At 49.9% G+C, this 18046-nt stretch carries 23 protein-coding genes and 1 pseudogene; 1 reads left to right on the forward strand and 23 read right to left on the reverse strand.

All coding sequences use genetic code 11. The features are described from left to right. Nucleotides 1-121: 121 nt before the first annotated feature. The 6 genes from G3N61_RS23140 to G3N61_RS23170 form a co-directional block, all read right to left on the reverse strand. Nucleotides 122-709, reverse strand: a complete 588-nt coding sequence (locus tag G3N61_RS23140) for a hypothetical protein (RefSeq protein ID WP_205823678.1) — start codon at nucleotides 707-709, stop codon at nucleotides 122-124. A gap of 168 nt (nucleotides 710-877) precedes the next feature. Next, nucleotides 878-1231, reverse strand: coding sequence for a hypothetical protein (locus G3N61_RS23145; RefSeq protein WP_205823679.1), 354 nt, complete (start codon nucleotides 1229-1231; stop codon nucleotides 878-880). A 295-nt stretch (nucleotides 1232-1526) separates the two neighbouring features. Beyond that, nucleotides 1527-1940 carry a hypothetical protein gene (locus tag G3N61_RS23150; RefSeq protein WP_205823680.1) on the reverse strand — a complete coding sequence of 138 codons (414 nt, stop codon included), beginning with the start codon at nucleotides 1938-1940 and terminating at the stop codon, nucleotides 1527-1529. Nucleotides 1941-2999: 1059 nt separating this feature from the next. Then, the gene (locus G3N61_RS23160; RefSeq protein WP_205823682.1) at nucleotides 3000-3344 is read right to left on the reverse strand and encodes a hypothetical protein; all 345 of its coding nucleotides are present in this window, start codon (nucleotides 3342-3344) and stop codon (nucleotides 3000-3002) included. Between the two features lie 348 nt (nucleotides 3345-3692). Then, nucleotides 3693-4211, reverse strand: a complete 519-nt coding sequence (locus tag G3N61_RS23165; RefSeq protein WP_205823683.1) for a hypothetical protein — start codon at nucleotides 4209-4211, stop codon at nucleotides 3693-3695. 108 nt (nucleotides 4212-4319) lie between these two features. Then, complete coding sequence (locus tag G3N61_RS23170) at nucleotides 4320-4847, reverse strand: hypothetical protein (RefSeq protein ID WP_205823684.1); 528 nt, start codon at nucleotides 4845-4847, stop codon at nucleotides 4320-4322. Nucleotides 4848-5945: 1098 nt separating this feature from the next. Here G3N61_RS23170 and G3N61_RS39655 point away from each other — a divergent pair. Next, nucleotides 5946-6176 (forward strand): hypothetical protein, encoded by a 231-nt coding sequence (locus G3N61_RS39655; protein WP_241017868.1) that lies wholly within the window; start codon nucleotides 5946-5948, stop codon nucleotides 6174-6176. A gap of 314 nt (nucleotides 6177-6490) precedes the next feature. Here G3N61_RS39655 and G3N61_RS23185 read toward each other — a convergent pair whose 3' ends face one another. The 17 genes and pseudogenes from G3N61_RS23185 to G3N61_RS23270 all read right to left on the reverse strand — a co-directional run. Continuing rightward, nucleotides 6491-7234 carry a hypothetical protein gene (locus G3N61_RS23185; protein WP_205823699.1) on the reverse strand — a complete coding sequence of 248 codons (744 nt, stop codon included), beginning with the start codon at nucleotides 7232-7234 and terminating at the stop codon, nucleotides 6491-6493. A 404-nt stretch (nucleotides 7235-7638) separates the two neighbouring features. After that, the gene (locus tag G3N61_RS23195; protein ID WP_205823688.1) at nucleotides 7639-8088 is read right to left on the reverse strand and encodes a hypothetical protein; all 450 of its coding nucleotides are present in this window, start codon (nucleotides 8086-8088) and stop codon (nucleotides 7639-7641) included. A 235-nt stretch (nucleotides 8089-8323) separates the two neighbouring features. Beyond that, nucleotides 8324-8959 (reverse strand): hypothetical protein, encoded by a 636-nt coding sequence (locus G3N61_RS23200; protein WP_205823689.1) that lies wholly within the window; start codon nucleotides 8957-8959, stop codon nucleotides 8324-8326. 120 nt (nucleotides 8960-9079) lie between these two features. Further along, complete coding sequence (locus G3N61_RS39660; RefSeq protein ID WP_241017869.1) at nucleotides 9080-9289, reverse strand: RHS domain-containing protein; 210 nt, start codon at nucleotides 9287-9289, stop codon at nucleotides 9080-9082. Nucleotides 9290-9569: 280 nt separating this feature from the next. Then, nucleotides 9570-10073, reverse strand: a complete 504-nt coding sequence (locus tag G3N61_RS23210; protein ID WP_205823690.1) for a hypothetical protein — start codon at nucleotides 10071-10073, stop codon at nucleotides 9570-9572. 308 nt (nucleotides 10074-10381) lie between these two features. Next, the gene (locus tag G3N61_RS39665) at nucleotides 10382-10525 is read right to left on the reverse strand and encodes a hypothetical protein (protein WP_080741488.1); all 144 of its coding nucleotides are present in this window, start codon (nucleotides 10523-10525) and stop codon (nucleotides 10382-10384) included. Between the two features lie 115 nt (nucleotides 10526-10640). Further along, the gene (locus tag G3N61_RS23220; RefSeq protein WP_205823691.1) at nucleotides 10641-11069 is read right to left on the reverse strand and encodes an NTF2 fold immunity protein; all 429 of its coding nucleotides are present in this window, start codon (nucleotides 11067-11069) and stop codon (nucleotides 10641-10643) included. 497 nt (nucleotides 11070-11566) lie between these two features. Next, nucleotides 11567-12187, reverse strand: coding sequence for a hypothetical protein (locus G3N61_RS23225; protein WP_205823692.1), 621 nt, complete (start codon nucleotides 12185-12187; stop codon nucleotides 11567-11569). 142 nt (nucleotides 12188-12329) lie between these two features. Continuing rightward, entirely contained in the window at nucleotides 12330-12875 is a 546-nt protein-coding gene (locus G3N61_RS23230; protein ID WP_205823693.1) for an SMI1/KNR4 family protein, read from the reverse strand. 85 nt (nucleotides 12876-12960) lie between these two features. After that, a complete protein-coding gene (locus G3N61_RS23235) occupies nucleotides 12961-13251 on the reverse strand; it encodes a hypothetical protein (RefSeq protein ID WP_205823694.1) in 291 nt (96 codons plus the stop codon). Nucleotides 13252-13275: 24 nt separating this feature from the next. Beyond that, nucleotides 13276-13611 carry a hypothetical protein gene (locus G3N61_RS23240; RefSeq protein WP_205823695.1) on the reverse strand — a complete coding sequence of 112 codons (336 nt, stop codon included), beginning with the start codon at nucleotides 13609-13611 and terminating at the stop codon, nucleotides 13276-13278. Nucleotides 13612-13790: 179 nt separating this feature from the next. Continuing rightward, entirely contained in the window at nucleotides 13791-14267 is a 477-nt protein-coding gene (locus tag G3N61_RS23245; protein WP_205823696.1) for a hypothetical protein, read from the reverse strand. A gap of 36 nt (nucleotides 14268-14303) precedes the next feature. After that, nucleotides 14304-14873, reverse strand: a complete 570-nt coding sequence (locus G3N61_RS39670; RefSeq protein WP_241017870.1) for a hypothetical protein — start codon at nucleotides 14871-14873, stop codon at nucleotides 14304-14306. A gap of 251 nt (nucleotides 14874-15124) precedes the next feature. Next, the gene (locus tag G3N61_RS23255) at nucleotides 15125-15562 is read right to left on the reverse strand and encodes an immunity 26/phosphotriesterase HocA family protein (RefSeq protein WP_205823697.1); all 438 of its coding nucleotides are present in this window, start codon (nucleotides 15560-15562) and stop codon (nucleotides 15125-15127) included. A gap of 2 nt (nucleotides 15563-15564) precedes the next feature. Next, on the reverse strand, nucleotides 15565-16824 hold the full coding sequence (locus G3N61_RS39675; protein ID WP_346778582.1) for an RHS repeat-associated core domain-containing protein: 1260 nt from the start codon (nucleotides 16822-16824) through the stop codon (nucleotides 15565-15567). Between the two features lie 156 nt (nucleotides 16825-16980). After that, on the reverse strand, nucleotides 16981-17364 hold the full coding sequence (locus G3N61_RS23265) for a DUF4259 domain-containing protein (RefSeq protein ID WP_205823698.1): 384 nt from the start codon (nucleotides 17362-17364) through the stop codon (nucleotides 16981-16983). 197 nt (nucleotides 17365-17561) lie between these two features. Then, nucleotides 17562-18046 (reverse strand): annotated as a pseudogene (locus G3N61_RS23270) (type IV secretion protein Rhs); the annotation flags it as partial.

Here is an 18046-nt window from a genome sequence, read left to right on the forward strand (position 1 = left end):
CTAATGCCATCGAGATTCTAAAATCCGATAACTTGAGAACTATCCGATGCGCGATTCCTCAAACAGATTCGACCAGGATCCTGCTCCCCGCGCCGCCACCTCTCCCTGCCCCGTGACACATTCACATAGACTGTTCAATCGTGACGTACTTACCAGACTTGCCTGAGAATACGTAAACATACGACGTGTCATGACGAATTTTTGAGACATCGATCTGACCAACAAAAATCAACGGCTCTCCATCCAACACAGGCCAAAACTCATCCTGAATCCATTTTGGAGGCTTACTCAGGCAAACAAAACGCCGCTCTATTTCGCCCTTCATAAATGAAATAAGCTCGGCGCCAGCCAATCCGGCGGCACGCTGCCGAATCTCACCATACATCTCGTCAGGGATCTTCAACCATTTTGGCAAAACCTTGCGCATTTCGTCTATCTGGTTTTGGATCTTGCTTGACGGCGTCACGCCTACCCCACGCGCATGTAAAAACTGATACACAGCATCTTGCGCATCCAAAACGGCGCCCAAGGATTGGTAGCTGCTAGATACTAAAAACAAATAGAGCCCCCTCTCTTCCGCGTAAGGAGGAATCGGAGGGCTTTCGGACAATATCTCCTCCAAATTTTTATCTACACAAAGAATTTTCTCAAACTCAAGTGGACTCATTTCTCCGGAGACAAATTTCTTCAAGACATCCATCGAGTTCATTGTCATAAATTCCTCTATGCGCCCGTTGCCAGACGCTACTCCGGGGCCACTTCCCACACGTTTCCACACTCATGAGGCGTCGTCCGATCCTCTCAGGACAGTCGTGCCGCGTGCGGCTGGATACTCGCGAGCATGCCCTCGACGATCGCCTGCCGCTTTCTCTTTAAATTATCCATCAAGATCGCTCGTCAAACGGAACGGATACACCCATGCTTCGTATACCCTCCTCTTCAGCTCCTCACTCATTTCCTTCCCATCACGAGCTTCAATTTCGCCTATCCTGGATAGTACATAGTTCTCGTTTTCCTTGTTACCTTTCTGGTAAAACCTGACTTCCAACTCGCCGAGATCACCCGCCTTAACAAGGCTCTCAAACGCACCGTTAATTAGCGGACTAGAGGCAAAAATATCCGCCTCTGCATCGTCGCAAGAAAATTTCAAGTACATTATTGCCTTCTTCAGCGCAGAAATCTCACCAATTTTTAAGGAAACACTCTTTCTCGGTTCATCGTGATCAGTCATTTGTATCTGCCCTCTCTAGAAATCATCCGACGACAAGCCATACTCACACATCAGGCGACATGGCGATATCGTCAATAAACTCCGTCAATATTTATCCGATGCCACACGGAAACTCCGTCTTTGAGTGAAAGTATTCTTTTTTATGTGATCGCAAAAGCAAGCGTCCATGAATCGCATGAACCATGAGAGAATGGCACACGAAACGGAAGCTGTGCAATCGGAAGCGCTAGTACGCCGCCCCGCATTTCAATACTAATCGAACACGCTCATTTTCCAGGTGCTTCGAGCACATAATTCATTTTGACGATTTTGCTACGAAATAGGCGAGTGTGTTGTTAGTTAGATAGTTCCCTTTCGAACCATCGAACATCACTGCCGCATCCGGCCCAGCAAAAAATCGGGTCTCTGGCTTATCTCTAACATCACCAGTCTCAAGGTCAATCAAGAACGTCTTCATCGAAAATTTCTTGAATATTTTCCAAACCGTCTTAACAAACCGATCCGTTGCCTCATCTAATTTAGGATCATAGGATGCCGCCAAACGACCGTCTCGCAGGCTACCCGGTGCATATTTAGCTTCATGTGACCGTAGAAACTGAATGGCCCCCGGCCCCTCCATAGATCCAATATAGCCAGACCCGCCTGGATGAGGAGCAACGAATTCACGCGTATAGCGTTCCACAGTACAAATGGCTTCGTCGAGAATCACGACATCGGAGAATGGCTGCCCGTTACACCCGGACATGCTGTGATGTACAGGGGGAAAGGGCGAATTCCATATGTACGAGTCGATAAATTTGACATGAGGAACGCTCTCAGCAAATCAGAGAAAGCCGCTTCGTCAACACGTGTCATGAAGGTTTGCAACGTTGGCATCTTAGGGATCAAAATTGCCTCCTTTCTTTCATCTGGGTAGCGGCGGTTCAGGGTGTCACTATCGTCGGATTCAAATCCCTAAGTCGCGAGATCGATCCCTAGACAGTCGTGGTAACAATCGCAATCGGATCCGGTACCGTGATGTGATTAGCGTTCGCCCGCTCCCATTGAGACATTCGGCGCATCGGCCCAGCGCTTACTGTCTGGATATGAACAGGGTTGCCTTGGAAATCTCTGAATGTCATGCCTATATAGAGACTGCCATATCGTCCAGTTCCATTGAATGGGGGCCAATTGGTCTCTCGATGCCCCCTCCTGTAGACGCATCACGTCCCCGCACAACGTGCCGGTTAGCAAAGATTCTGATCCCTGACACCGTTCATGTGGTTCGTGGTCGCTTGCTTACCTCGGCGCCCCCCCCGCATCAATGGACTCTCAGCGAACGCATATAGATCACGCCCACCGTTCAGGCCGATCTGATCGGGGTAGATGAAACGATCGATATCGGGATCATAGAGCCCGAGCGAGTTGTAGTGGAGTCTGATTTGACGATTCGGGCATTTTCGTTGGAAGCGTAGGTGTTGCCGCCGTGGCATGTGGGCAGAGGTCGCAGGAGCTAATTTCACCTCGCCCCATCCTGGTACCGGCAACTACAGAGCCTGCACGACCCAGTCCTCCTGCGCCCCGCTACCCTAAACCACTCGATGGGCGTGCCAGATCGACTCGCCGTTCGCGTTGGCCAGTGCCTCCGGCCATCCTCTCACGTTGTTATAAAAGTTCTGCACGTCGGCATCACGCCACCAGCGCGCCCTGGTCATACAGACGAGCGGCACGGGGCAATCCAGCTTTCCGACTCGGATAAAATTCAAAAAAACGAATCAATTCTCAAAAACTAAGACCTAAACCGATCATTTTCACGATAGTAATTTACCTCATCAACAAACCACTTTACGCCCCCTCCACTGCCGATCTTATTCTTTAAAATATAGTCCAGTTGATTTACCAGCATCCAACACCTTAAATCATACGACTCAACCGTCCTCGGCATCTCCATACCCTCATCATCCAGATAAATTCCATCATCATCCAGACTCTGAATGTATTCCCACGGGATGTGGAAGAATCTCGAACCCTCTGGATCATTTTTCCATGAATCCAAGTTGGCATAGATCCAGTCCTTTCCTGGTAGGATTGGGATATTTTCAACCAGCTCAATCAGAGAATTGTAAGATTGCATATCCTCCCTCATATGGATCATCCCAAACCACGATCACTTCCAAAAGATTGCACCGAATTACCTTAAACTTTCGTAGCGAGCGTGTCAAATAAATTCACCCACAGCGCTACTCAGCTTTCTCAACAATATCAATACGTCGTCGTGGAAATAATAAACTGCGCCCAGCGCATTGGCGTCGTTAGCCGCCGCCTTACCCTGGTCAATACGCGCACGCGGCACATCGGATGAGGATGCGTAGACCAGTGCGTCATGAGGGGGCAAATCTAGCGACTCGCGACGCTGCCGATAAATTCCGTAGACATCTCTTTCGATTCACACGAAGACGCCATATTGGAACGACACTTTTTCTCAGGAGACACCTTTCGGTCCATCCCAGTATTTGGCCCCTTGATAATCCATCAGCCGTTCCAAAAAAATCTTCAATGAATCTGCTACCCGCGGCCAATTACATCTACCATCCAAAGGCAAACTAACGTAAACAGCCCCCTCCGAATCCATCAACAACAATTCAGAATCCCCATAAAAACGAGCAAAAATAACATCACCATCCAGAAACTCTCGGCCACGAATTCGCTTTTGCTTCAAAGTCGCCTCAACTGCCTCCCAAGGCGACAATACCTCGATCCCCCATTGTCCAAACCCAACATCCTTGAACAAATCTGCGTGATCAGAAATTCGCCAAAACGCTATGAGTTCATATGCAGAATCCGGAATACCTTCGATCGCGACGTCGCCCGCAATGCCGTCAAAGATGCAACATTTTAATAAGAATGGACATTCCCGACCAAAGTGGATGGCCTTCCGCTCAACCGACCATTCCAACTTCATCCTCTCAAAAATAGCATGCAAGTCTTGATAGTCGGTCAAAATTCCTCCGGAACCCACCGATTTCCACCTTCCACACTTATCCCGAACCGTCGTCAAATATATCAACCCCTGCGTGCCCGACTTTTCATCAACAAAGCACACTTAACTTCATAAAGAATACACCCATAGCTCATTGAAAATAAATTCCGGATCCAAAAAATCAATCAATTTTTCGAAATCATCAAACTCACCTGGCAATGGAAGACCCACTCCCTGTATGCCATCAACCTGGACGAATCCACACCATGCCATCTGCTTCTTTGTCGTCTTCAACACGTCACTGACACTCATCCCAGGCCACAATTTCCCCAGATAACTCCCGTGAAATTTCGCATTACACGCTAGATTTTCTATGTGCCCGTCCACATAGTCATGGTAGATGGTAATTACTCCACCATCGACCTTCAAAGTATTTTTATCCAGAAACTCAATTAGATGCGCCCCACTCAGTCTATCGACAACATTTTTAACTTCCTCACCAAGAAGAATTCCTCCGAGCGATTTCCCCGGAACAATTACATTATTCAACATTTGCCCCTCCCTCATCGTGAGCCGCTCAGTCGCATTTGGTCTGAGGTCGATGATGAATCCTGCTGTGCCCGGGTCGCCGCAGCTATCGTGGGCAAAGCAAGTCACCGGAATCTGGCGTATTTACCGAAGCAGCTCGCGTCGACGCGGCCGTGGCTCGCGCACATCGACCTGGGTTACTTGGATGACTGAGCTACAAAATACACGAGTGCGTTGTTAGTTAGATAGTTTCCGTTCGAGCCACTGAACTGCACTGCGGCATCCGGCCCCGCAAAGAAGCGAGTTCCCGCTTTTTCGCGCACTTCCCCAGTCTCTAGGTCGACCAAGTATGAACTGCTCTCGCAGGATTTATTGGAAACGTTGTCCCATCTGCAAACGAACCGAGGTTAGAGCCAAGACATTCGGTTTGCCTCACGGACTTGTTTTTCGCTATCACGAGATAATTTCGCTCTTTCCTCCTTGCGCATCTCAGATGCGCATCGCGCCTTGCCACGGCTACGCGCCATGCGATCCTCAAACGATCGCGACGTGGAGTTGGTTGAGCACGGAGACAACCCGAACGGGTCAGTCCATGAAATCGGGTTGAGCATATATCGATAGGGACTAGTTTTGCCCGTGAACCAGATTGGGGCCGGATTGATAAGCGCCCGATGTCCGGATCGTAGAGCCTGACCTTGTTGTAACCCTTTCTCGCAGTCCAGATGCTCCCCCGGGAAACGCGGATTGTGCGCCCGCTGCACATTAGTTGGCACTGGAGTCACGGCTCGCACGTCACCCACTCCGGCGTTGGCGGGCTGCAACGCCCACGCGATCCAAGCCTCCGGGAGCGTGCTGCTCCATACTTCGTACCGGGCCTGCCAGCTCAGTTCGACATCCGCGTCGGTCAGTTCGTCCGGAAGCCCCGACACGTCGTTGTGAAGAGAGTCGTCCTCCGACAAACAGTCTGAGTGGTTTCCGATTGATAAATTCAAGATATCCGAATCGGAATCCAACGACAGTTATCTTACTTAAATCATTGTGTTACTCAATTGATCATCAGTCGGACGATTCCCGAAAAATTTACAACCAACCAGAGATCCATTGTTGAATTTCGCGCCGTCGAAGGTACAGTCATGGAATGTACAAGCAAGAAGGACAGCCTTTTTCATATTCGCTCGATCAAATGAGCACTTTGCAAAGGAAGCCCCTCGAGCCATCACATCGATCATGTTCGCACCGGAAAAATTACAATTTAAAAAAGACGCCGATCCTAAAGCGGAATTTTTCAACGATACCTTTTCAAAATCACAATCCTCAAACAAAAATCCGACAAACCTTCCATCAAATTTAGCACCAGAAAACCTGCTCCGCCTGACATTACAATTATTCAACGACCCAGCCAAAAGACAGATGGAATCAGAAAAATCGACATCAGAAATCGTCATCCTCGAAAGCTGAACCTTTAACGGAAAACCGCGAAAGTCTGCGAGTCCATCCTCCGTTCTATGGAACGGTGATGACGGTAGGTCATTGCGCTGTTTCACCGCGAGAGCTATCTCCTGGTTTGTTGATTGGGATAATTTTTCATCCCATCGGAGTTGTTTCTCAATTGCATCTCTCATGTTCGCAAAATTTCCCAATGCTGATCATCTTGCTCAAAGCGACCAACCACAGCATCATCCGCGCGGGTCGGGTATAAGTTTCTCGAACCGCAATGCGCCCCAGTCGATCATGCACTGACCTGAGAGCATTGTGCAACTGCAACAATCAACCTACTCCGGTCTCAGGTTGGTTTCGATGAGATTTTTGTCATATTCAATATCCCCGGAGGCTTTCGCCTTGACAAATTTTTTCATGTCAAATTCCGACACACCCAAACCATTCACCTTCGCAACATACAGCGCCGTTACCAATGGGTAGGAAAAATCTCGTGGCTCAGAACGAGCAAGTTCGACCACACTTAAATCGAGTCTCAACAGGCTTTCCAGTCGCGGAAGATAATCTTCCATGATTTTATTTGCAATTTCATCACAAGCGCCATCAACCCACTCATCCCGAGATGGAATTTGGAAATGCCCATTGCAAGAGTTCGCAAAACCTTTATCGTCCTCGGACAACGTCGAGAAACAATATTGATGACCTGAGAGACTTTGCGGCTTGTAGGGGATTGCACAGTTCGCAACAAACTCCCCCAATTCAGCATGATCGGCAAATCCCACCAAATAGTATCCATGCGCCCATTTCACGTAAACAAGACTGAGTTCCGCCTTACCGGACTTCGCCTTGATTGAAATAGACAAATTCTTCCGCACTGTAACGCCTGATTTCCCCGTGAGTCGATTGCGCAAGACACCCAGAAGAACCTCTTCAAACCCGATTTTTTCAAATTTAGCCATTTTCAATATCAATAAACATAGCCTCATGAGCGGTGTCACTTCGGATCTATCGAAAAATTTCGGATCACATCTACAATCTTGACCAATCACCGACAGGCACAAATCAAGCTCTTCAGGCACAAGAGAGTTTTCTTCCCTAAGGGTGCCCCGAAGTTGTCATTCAACAAAGAAACCTCACCATACTCGTCTTTTGAAATGGAAGCACCGCGTTCGCACAAATAATTACACAAAACATCCAGTGCCAAAGACGCCTCATTGAAATCAATATACTCCAAAGAAAAGTTAATTTCCTGGTCCGACAGACGATTTCTAGATCTTTCACCAAGCGACCTCAATCTCTCCAGATCCTCCATCTGGCTCCCTCCCCGGTAAATTGGAATAGGCTCACCATCAGGGAGCGCTCTCACTATCCAGCCGATGGCCGACTGACATCGTTCGCCTCAAGCATAATTTCTCACTCTCGCTTGAAGATCAATTCCAGGGGTTCGAAGTTGCGATTATCACCCAGTCTTCAGCCCATATATTTACCGATGCCAGCCCATTATCCAAGATTTGCCCAAAAAAACCTCGAATTCACCAAAACTCATCTCCACATTGGGGTACTCACCATCCCTTACATAATATTCGATCGCTATTCTGCGTAACAAAAAATCATACTCAATATAAACCAGATTCAACCTGATCTCGCCAGCCTCTTCCCTGGACATCCGGTCAATCAACAGCCTCTTTATTTGCACACTGCCTTGAATTGATTCCACCAAAGAATCAAGCGTATTGTTTTTCATGCCCCCCATCCGCCAGCGGCCCCGAAACGTCGTTGTGGAAAAATAGACAGTGTCACATGCTATAGCGTCGTTGGCAGTAGGCGCGCCCTCGTCAATCCGCGCCAATGGCGCATAGCTGTCCAGTACGTACAGATAGGTCAGTGCCTCGTCACCACTCCGATCGCGATACTTCTCCTTCACGAGCGGCATGCTGTCCGACCGGAAGCCAGTACGCTCGCAGCACAATCAACAATATTGTCCCATACGGCACTTTTTAGTTGGGCCCCGTACTTTGCATCAACTGTTCGAGCCGGATCCAGAGTTGCAGCTAGTGTCTTACCTTTGCATTCCAGGTGAGCTTTTCATTGCAGCTACCCAGTCAGCGGTTCCTCCAGCGGTACGCTGAACCGCCGTCTCATGGCGGAAGTAATTATTTTTCGCAGAGTCAGGTTTCAGGATAGACACGAATTTTCCCTCTGTCACGAATTTCGAAAATAGTCACGCCATCCCCTTCCCCAATTACTTCAAGCACACGATCCGGAAAAGGGCCATTCGGCCATTGAACGGTAATTCTGTTGATGACTCCAGAGGTGGTTCGAGAGTAAATCGTCTCTGTATATTCGAGATCACCCCCCTCAATCTGAAATGCTCCATTAAATCCATCATTAATAGCGGAAAGTCGCACAATGCGAGTTACTTCTGAATCTGGATTTTCACGGAAGGTATTGTCATATACGTATCGTGTCGCGACACCATCAGAGTAGTCATAAAACTCATCCGATCGCACCCAATCGCGGTTTTCAGCGGGCCCGATCAATTTTCCATATTTGACTACATGTATGACACGTCCTTCATTGTCATACGAATAGCGATATCGTCGAGGACCGGGTTTTGACTCTCCTTTCAACATACGACCGGGTTTGATTCCCAACACTTCCATACGATAGGGTTCGAGAGACCACGGCGCACCAACACCCGTCCCCCACCGCTGTGATTTTGTGTTCTCTATGGCTTTTTGGAGAAATCGTGGGTAAGCGCCGCCGCACTCATTCAGCAGTTTGACTAGACTCTCTTTTGGCATTGTTCACTCTCGGTCCAGATACTGTCCTTGGAAGCGAATGTTTTGTGGCCGCGGCACGTGAGCAAGTAGCGGAGTCGCACCATGTGCGTGCTTCCATACCGATGTCGACTGGTTAGTTGCTCACGCGATCCACTCCTCCTGCACCGCAGCGCCCCAAACCTTGTATCGAGCTTGCCACACCAGTGCGCCGTCGGCGTCATTCTGCTCCTCCGGCAACCCCGATACATCGTCGTCGAAATCGTAGACCGCATCCCGTACATCCGCATTATTAGCTGCCGCCTTGCCTTGATCGATCCGCGCCAGCGGCACATAGCTGTTGGGCTCATTCATACAAGTACGTCAGCGCTTCCTTACCCTGACGGTCGTGATACGTCTCCTGCACGAGCCGCATACTGTCCTACTGGAAGACGGTACTCGCGTAACCTCCGTTGAGCTTCCGAATCCACCGAACGAACGCGTCGGATTCGAAATGCGTGGCCGCGATCCCAAGACGATCCTTCGTCACGACGGGCTTTAACTGACTCCAATCGCCGTACTCAAGAACTGAATCCTTCACTGTTCCAGCTATCGGACTAAACGTCGGCCTCACGCCCCTCCAAAGGCAGACGAATCAAAAATAACACCACCAACTATCAACCTGATTTTGGATTGTTATGGAATTCATCCAGGAAACCCCTCCCAGTCGGATATCTATCAAAAAACACAACATCCGTTTTTTATATATTTCCAAATTAAAAATATATGCCCCCTTGCCTTTCAACATCAATCCATGTTCATGAATTCTCTCCTCTACGCCATCTAGCAAAGAAAGTACCACACCATCGATCAAACTCACATACTCATCAATAAGCGCCGCAAGCTCATCCGGAAAATTATACTCAATGATTTTTCCATTAAAACAATGCTCGACATTGGAATCAGGAAAATAATCAATTACCGCATAAACTCGACCGTCTCTTCCTTGAATGCAATCAATCATTTCCCACCCCCTCAACTCTTCCGCACCTATTTGACCGATGCTCGTGGCCGGCCGGTTCGAGAAAGCATTATTCCAGATATGCGTAACCTTGTTAGCATCGGCGGCCCTAATCAATGAGATCCTGGGGGGATCCAACTCGGATCGAAAGATGCCGCTAATCTGCCATCACGTGGAGGAACAGGAACATAGTCAGCTTTTCTCGATCGTAGAAACTGAATCATTCCGGGGCCACGTTCCCCTAAATAGCTACCACCTCCTGGATGAGGCCCAACAAACTCTCGCGCGTTCCGCTCGATGGTGCTGATCGTTTCGTCAATGATCACGATATCTGAGAACGAATACCCACGGCATTCCAACATGCGGTCATAAACCGGAGGAATCCGCGAACTCCAGAGGAACGAGTCAACAAACTTGACGCCTGGTATGCGTCCGAGAACACCGACTCATCGGCGATGGACATGACGGCCTGCAACGTCGGCATCTTTAACTTCCGACGGGAATCCTGGCCCGGCTGCCTGTTCAATGCGCCCCATCGGGTCATACCGATACCTCGTCGTGCCATCGTGCAGATCCCGCTTCTGGATCACATTTCCCGCAGCGTCGTATTGCCACTACTTCGCCAGCAACTCGCCCACCACCCTGCCTGCTGTGCAACGTGCCGAGCACGACGGCCAGCCACGTCGTAACCAACGTGAGGTGTAGCTATAAAACTGATCGCTGCCACTTATCCTTAAAATTGAGAAGCTCCTTCTTCTTGATTTTCCACTCTCCGTCTTGACACTTCAACGTGAATCGGAATTTATTTTTCAACCCTGTCGTTTGGCAAATAGTAAAAGTTGCCACTCCGCCTTCCATTTCAGCGCCATCCTCTACGTAACTGTCCGGATCGTATGACGGCGGCGAAGTACAACCAAGGTCAATTAAACGCCCCCCGTTCGCCTTATCCGGAAACGCCCACCTATTAATAATCTCGATTAAATTACTACGCCCCGCTTTGTCAATGGCCTCAGTGTCCAGATGCTCGTGCAACGCATTCTGCTTGGCCCGGTAGAACCGAGTCTCCCACTGATTCATTTCCGACATAAATTCCTTCAAGGCACTCCGAGCAAGCTTTAGTTCTTCATCTATCATTTTTGGCTCTTAATCGTTAGTATTGCACTCATGATCTCCTACCCACCCTATAGGACATCATAGGAGATCGGCATCGGTCGTGTACCATCGTTACCGTAGATGAATTGCGTACCTATGTCCGCCGAGCCGACCCTTGAGCTGTACTACGACCGCATCAAGGCATACGGATTTCATCTCCATCCAATATGGCAGCCCCATGTTTCATTGACGCTGAACCACTTATCCGAAATTCTCCGAAGTCGTTCGATGCTTCCAATACCCGGATTGAACATGATTCCATGACGGTGTGCCACCATTAGGCAAGGGCTTATCCGCCGACTAACTTCCATCCGCCAAACGAGACGCTACTCGCCCCCAACGGGTCGATCCAGGACAGCAGGTTGAGTACGTATTCATACAAGTCGCATCCTCCGCCCGAAGAAATCGGGGCAGGATATTTAAAATTCTCTATGGATTTTTCATCGATCAATTTTACCCAGTCCGTCCCAAAATCGCCATCAATCCAATCCAAAAATCCTGTTCATAACCTCTCCATCAAACGATTTATTCGAAGATATTTTCCTTCCAAGAATAAAATCAACATCAAGCTCACCCATCGCAATATCATTCTTCTTCGCCGCAAAAACGATGGTCAAAAATGGATATGAATAGTAGCCGGGGTTCTCCATTACATCACGAATCAGGCCAGGCTTAACCTCCACCACGTCGATCACCCTTGGCAAATAAACATTCGCCACCTTCTCGCATATCCACCGACACGTCGACTCAACCTCCATTTCATTCCGTGGAAAATCAACTGCGCCACCGGCATTAGGCGAGAACGACTTTACTGTTTCCATGGATGTATTCATCGCAAGAACAAGACCCGTTGGTATTTTCGGCTTGTATGGTGGATTGCTGTTTTTATAAAAATCCTGTAGCTCACGAGAATCAGCGGAGGCAGAAAGAATATAGCCATTGGCGCTCTTCAGAAATCGGAACCCAATACGCCCACTGCGCCCCTCTTCCTGACCAATAAGAACCTCACCCCTCAATACTTTTACACCACTCTCGCAAATATTTTCGCTTAGAGTTTCCTGTAATCTCTTTTCAAAAAATTTCTTTAATTTCACACTCATCTTGCACACCTCAACCTTCGGCAGACCTGTCTTTCACCGGTTCTAATCATCGTACACAACAGCCAGTTCCTCGCAGGCCCGCAGCCACTCAACTTGTGAACAGGCTACCCATGTTGGGGGGCAAGACGCGGGCCCGATCCTTTCAAAACTGGAGATCTACCTTGACAGCACGAGGCGTGTTCTCTGGAGGATCCTCTCGTGTAAGGCGACTAACGAAATCCCCTAAGGAGCTGGCGATTTTCGTTAGGCCGCCACCACTGGGCATCAAGCCCGGCCCGACCTCACTTTCATGATCCCAGAACCCAACCGATTGAGAACCATCCGATGCATCGATCCTCAAACATATTTGGTTACCGCCCGGCGCCTCTCCTATCGGAATCCAACCCGCTGCTATACGCCCCTTATACGTCTCAAACATCTGGATCATCGACAAACCGTACTTGCTCACTAGCCCGTAGAGGATCTCCAGAGCATCGGTGCCATCTTCTGCGGCCCATGGCGACGGCTCATCGGTACTAAATTTGATGAACGAGGTGAACTCAATGTCTCCCCCAAAATGGAGCAATAAATTCCTGTAGTCATCAGGAAACGGACCCACTTCAGCCTCCAAGTCGACCAGCAGTTGCGTCTTCATTTTTAGCGGCAAATCGATCGGGGCTGCTCCGAGTTGTGTAAGTTTGTCTAGCATCGTGCCTTCCCCATGTCTGCCGCCGATCCCGTGTGCCGGATATTTCCATGGAGATCGGATGGAATAAACTGAATTTCGGTCGTACTCACGTGGTGAAATGAGTCGTCGCGACGCCAAGCCGGTCCTTCGGCACGACGGCCGTCAACTGGTTCCAGTCGTCGTACTCAAGTACCAGTTCTTTGGCCGGCCCATGACCGCTCAACTTGCGAACCAGCCGCCCATAAACGTCATACTCGAAGCGCTTGTCCTCGAACATCTTGAGCCGGTTGTGCTCAACGAAGCCGCCACGGTGATCGCTCGACACCAAGTTGGCCGCGGCATCACCGGTCTTCAGATACGGATAAAACTTGTCCGACTTAGGGGGCGAGGTTTTCACAGGTACCTCACATTTCCTACTTAGTTAAGAAACGTTGCCCACAGCAGCATTCCAGGCACGCTCGAAATCCTCCTCCTTGATTTCGTCATGCGGCATGATTTCAAGCTCATCCCTCATCCCATCAAATAGCAAAAAACCAATATCAGGGTTCCAATCATGCCTGGACGATGATGCGTAGACAGGTCCATTGTCAGGCCGACTAATCTGGCGCGTCGCGACACCATCAACAAATTCCGTAAAAATCTCCCCGAGGCCGCATAAAAACTCCGTTCGGGAGCAGAAATACTCTTTCTTCATAAGCAACCGATCTGCTTTATTTACGCGATTTAAAATACCAAGCGAACTCTTCTCTTCAACCAAGGATGCCCCAAGGCATGGCTCCGCCTCCTTGCCTTCACGTTGCCCTGAGGCCCCGGTGCCTACGACAGCGGTTGCATCGCGCCCCCTGCAGGACTTGCATGGAACCCCGACGCATACTCCCGCAGTACCATGCCACCCCGTCCGATAGTGCTTCAATTTTTACTTCGTCGAATCCGTAATTATTCAACAACCTCGATGTCAGGATTTAATTTTGTATAGATACCTATAGCCTCCGAGCCAATATTTGAAATCGCACGAATTCCACATGGTTCGAATTTTTCACATACCTCACCATTATTGTCAACATAGCGCCTCCTTAATCGATCATAAAAGCAGTGATTCGGAAAAATATTCATATCCGATTCACGCAGGCGCCCGATATTCTTAAACCCTCCCTTCGCCCTCCAGTCCATCGTCGTAACAAGGGCAGGCGGCACAATCAAATTATTCTTATCCAATGTGAATTTTGAATCCCTCTCAGCCGAAATCTCGTTGTACAGATAAATTATACAGAGCTCCTCTGAGCCATATTTGAAATCATCCTTCACGACGAGACCCGGGATGAACCCAATTCCCTTCATATGCATGATAAATAAATCCCCTCTTTCCGGTTTTGCTTTTTTTCCGCCTTCCAGGAGATTAATCACTTCCTTCATTTTCACTTGCCTCATTCGAATAGATGCCCCCATCCGTTATCCTGCAACCAATTTCAATCCCATGCTACAGCATGCGTTATACAAAGGGCGGCTCGGATGAATACTGTTATCAATATTCGCAAATTCGCCACGCTTTGCGTCGATTACTGCCTGCTCAACTGATCTCGCCTGACTTCTCGGAAGCTGCCCCGTCTCATCTGTAAGCAAGTCGAGGCCATAACCACGGTTTTTCGCGTACCGTGTAGACGGATCTTTTGCTATCCGGACACAACTAGGTTCTTGTCCCTCTGCACTTCTCAGGTACACATCGGCCTTGCCACGACTGCGCGCCACCCAGTCCTCAAATGATTCTGGCGTGGACTTGTTTGAGCATGGGGACAGCCCGAACGGATCCCGCCCATTGGCGTCGTTAGCCGCCGCCTTATCCTGATCGATCCGCGCCAGCGGCATATAGCTGTTGGACTCATACAAGTACGTCAGCGCTTCCTCACCCTGATGATCGTGATGTGTTTCCTGCGAGAGCCGCATGCCGTCCCACAGAAAATCCGTACTCGCATATCCCCCCATTGAGCTTCCGAATCCGCCGGCCGAACGCGTCGTACTCAAGGGCCCGCTCTTTAGCCGGCCCGTGCCCTCTCAACTTGCGAACCAGCCGCGCATAGACGTCATACTCGAAGCGCCTGTTCTCGAACATCTTGATCCGGTTATGCTCAACGAAGCCTCCGGGGTGATCGCTCGACACCAGGTTCGCCGCAGCATCCCACCGAGACACTTCCGACGACAATCTCGGCCTGGCCGCCTGTTCAATGCGACCAGTCCATCAACGAAATCGTGACTGGGTACATATTGATAGAGAGTTACCTCTCCATCAGTATCTTTTGGACAAGATCGAACCCACACACTTCCATCGTTGTGTATTTCGAGCAATCGGAAACAGGAATGCGCCCGATCTCCTCATCCCCATCGAATAATCCACCCGCATAATTAAAAATCTTCATCGCCAATTTATCATCAGATAAATCAGAATGCCCGATAATTGGCCACTCACCTTTTGCAATCAGCTGAATACCGGCAAATATAATACGAACCTCCCTCTTGAATTTCAGGAAAGTCATCGGAGGGAAATCATCGGCCCTATCGAGATCAAAATCTCGCCCCTCCTGGATTGACAAAACACAGAAAGCAAATGACTTTTTAAATTTCCCTTGAGAGTAAAAAACTATCTGACAGACGGCAAACCTCCCATCGCTCAACGCAATAACAAAAACGTCTCCCTCTTTATATACAACATTCATAGTCAGCGACCTTGCAAAACAGAAAGCGTGTCGCTCAATATTTGTTGCCGCCATTCAGCACTATGTCCCGCGACATCATAAGCACTCGCGTTGGGATTTTTTTGACTATACGAACGAATCTGATTAAGAAGATTCGTTAGCGGATTGTCGGATTGCGCGCCACCGTTCAAGCCCATAATCTTCTGCTCCAAAAATTTCGCCTCAGACTTCGTCAAATTATTATCAAAAATATTCAACCGCATCAACTGGGACTTCCCTGGCGTATTGGCATGAATGCCCAGTCGCGAAGGTGCATCGCCTCTACCGACGTACAAGATGTTCTGTCCATCGTGCAAAACATAAAGTCCCTGTCCGTTGACTCGATCATAACTAGATCCAGTGCCACTGGACTTACGTGTTGACGGGAGACCAAGGCAGGGCGTCAAACCCCAAGGATCAACCCAGCTTATCGGGTTCGGTGCATGTTGATATAGGTTGATCCCGCCATGCAATGAGATTGGGTCGGGGTTGATGAAGCGATCGATATCCGGATCGTAGAACCGGAAGGTGTTGTAGTGCAGCCCGGTCTCACGGTCCAGATACTGCCCCTGGAAGCGCAGGTTCTGCGGCCGAGGCACATGCGTCGGGACCGGAGCCGCCGCCTGCAATTCGCCCCACGCCGGCCCAGGCCGCTGCGGCGCTCGCGCGATCCATTCCTCCTGAACTGCGTTGCCCCACACCTTGTAGCGAGCCTGCCAGACCAGTTCGCCGTCGACGTCGGTCAGCTCTTCGGGCAACCCCGACACGTCGTTATGGAAATAGTAGACGGTGTCGCGCGCATCGTCGTCGTTCGCCGCGGGCGCCGCCTGATCGATCCGCGCAAGCGGTACGTAGCTGTTGGACTCATACAAATACGTCAGCGCTTCCTCACCCTGACGATCGTGATACGTCTCCTGCACAAGCCGCATGCCATCCCACAGGAAGTCCGTACTCGCATAACCCCCATTGAGCTTCCGAATCCGCCGACCGAACGCGTCGTATTCGAAATGCGTGGTCGCGACACCAAGCCGGTCCTTCGTCACGACGGTCTTTAGCTGATTCCAATCGTCGTACTCGAGAGCCAATTCTTTGGAAGGCCCGTGACCACTCAGCTTGCGAACCAGCCGCCCATAAACGTCATACTCGAAGCGCTTGTCCTCGAACATCTTGAGCCGGTTGTGCTCAACGTAGCCGCCCGGGTGGTCGCTCGATACCAGGTTCGCGGCGGCATCCCAGCGGAACACCTCGGACGGCTGGCCTGGCCCCGTCGCCTGCTCAATGCGGCCGGTTGGGTCGTAACTGTAGTTCGTCGTCCCGTAGCGCTGATCGCGCTTCTGGACGACGTCGCCCGCCGCGTCGTACTGCCACTGCTTGGCCGGAAGCGCGTCACTTTTTAGACTTCAAGCCTTCCATTCGGAAAGACATTTTTTTAATTCCAAAATCTGACTTTCAACCGATCTGATAATTCCATCTTCAGAATCCCACATTTCCAAGAATGTCCATTTTGAATTTGGTGGATTTATCATATTTCCAAGAATTTCTATACCCCTCTCGAGAAGTTTTTTTGCATCTCCATTTTTTTCATCCTGCTGCCAAATATAAGGTTTTGCCAAAAACTGTAAAATATAACATGCGGCCCTGATTTGCTCGTATTTAAATTCGTCCGCTTCATTGAAATTATCAAAACTATCTTTTACCATGGTCAGATTGCAGCTTTTGATGAATTTCGCAAACCAACTCACTGACTCATCGTTTCCCCACGGTTCAAAACCCCACGCACCCATGATTCCTCTCCAGTTGAGTGTTCACAAAAATTGAACTGCGCACGGCCATTCCACTCGAGGAACTTGTACCCACCCCGCGCATCGCGAATCGTATACACGAGCCCGCGCTCGTCCCGGTGATAACCGGTCGCAAAACCCGCCGGATCGGTTTCCGCTACAGGCAGGTCGTAGTACCCATTCCACTCGGTTCGCTCGACCTAGCCAAGCGCATCGATGCGCTGCGTCTGTCGCCCACGCTCGTCATATTCGAAGCGCGTCGTGTTCCCCGCCGGGTCGGTCGTGCTGATCAACTGCCGCTTTGCGTTCCACTCCAACTGCCAAACGTGGCCTTCGGCATCCGTATGGCTCGTCGGCTGCTGATCCTCGTTCCACGTCCAGCGGGTAACGCGACCGATCTGATCGGTAATCGTCACCGAACGCTGAACGAGATCCGCATTGAACGTGTACGCTTCGCCGTCATTGGTCCAGTGGCGCACGACGCGCGCATCGCGGCCGACACCCTGCCACTCATAGAAACACTGCAGGCCGCCGCGCATCGTGTGCTGGACCATCAGCCCATGCTCGTACGCAAAGCGCCGACCGACATGGCCGCTACGATCCGTAACGGCCACCAGTTCGCCGGCATGGTTGTACGCGTACCGCACCAGCGTGTCGGGTTGTTCACCGTCAACGCCACGGGTCA

This window comes from Burkholderia sp. Ac-20349 (assembly GCF_017104865.1).
In the GTDB taxonomy this organism is placed as follows: Bacteria; Pseudomonadota; Gammaproteobacteria; order Burkholderiales; family Burkholderiaceae; genus Burkholderia; species Burkholderia aenigmatica.

Excerpts from the sequence above, each read along its gene's own strand:
- G3N61_RS23140 (WP_205823678.1), bottom strand. The coding sequence starts at position 709 with ATGAACTCGATGGATGTCTTGAAGAAATTTGTCTCCGGAGAAATGAGT.
- G3N61_RS23145 (WP_205823679.1), bottom strand. The coding sequence starts at position 1,231 with ATGACTGATCACGATGAACCGAGAAAGAGTGTTTCCTTAAAAATTGGT.
- G3N61_RS23160 (WP_205823682.1), bottom strand. The coding sequence starts at position 3,344 with ATGCAATCTTACAATTCTCTGATTGAGCTGGTTGAAAATATCCCAATC.
- G3N61_RS39655 (WP_241017868.1), top strand. The coding sequence starts at position 5,946 with ATGTTCGCACCGGAAAAATTACAATTTAAAAAAGACGCCGATCCTAAA.
- G3N61_RS23195 (WP_205823688.1), bottom strand. The coding sequence starts at position 8,088 with ATGCCGCTCGTGAAGGAGAAGTATCGCGATCGGAGTGGTGACGAGGCA.
- G3N61_RS23200 (WP_205823689.1), bottom strand. The coding sequence starts at position 8,959 with ATGCCAAAAGAGAGTCTAGTCAAACTGCTGAATGAGTGCGGCGGCGCT.
- G3N61_RS39660 (WP_241017869.1), bottom strand. The coding sequence starts at position 9,289 with ATGAATGAGCCCAACAGCTATGTGCCGCTGGCGCGGATCGATCAAGGC.
- G3N61_RS23220 (WP_205823691.1), bottom strand. The coding sequence starts at position 11,069 with ATGATAGATGAAGAACTAAAGCTTGCTCGGAGTGCCTTGAAGGAATTT.
- G3N61_RS23225 (WP_205823692.1), bottom strand. The coding sequence starts at position 12,187 with ATGAGTGTGAAATTAAAGAAATTTTTTGAAAAGAGATTACAGGAAACT.
- G3N61_RS23230 (WP_205823693.1), bottom strand. The coding sequence starts at position 12,875 with ATGCTAGACAAACTTACACAACTCGGAGCAGCCCCGATCGATTTGCCG.
- G3N61_RS23245 (WP_205823696.1), bottom strand. The coding sequence starts at position 14,267 with ATGAAGGAAGTGATTAATCTCCTGGAAGGCGGAAAAAAAGCAAAACCG.
- G3N61_RS23255 (WP_205823697.1), bottom strand. The coding sequence starts at position 15,562 with ATGAATGTTGTATATAAAGAGGGAGACGTTTTTGTTATTGCGTTGAGC.
- G3N61_RS23265 (WP_205823698.1), bottom strand. The coding sequence starts at position 17,364 with ATGGGTGCGTGGGGTTTTGAACCGTGGGGAAACGATGAGTCAGTGAGT.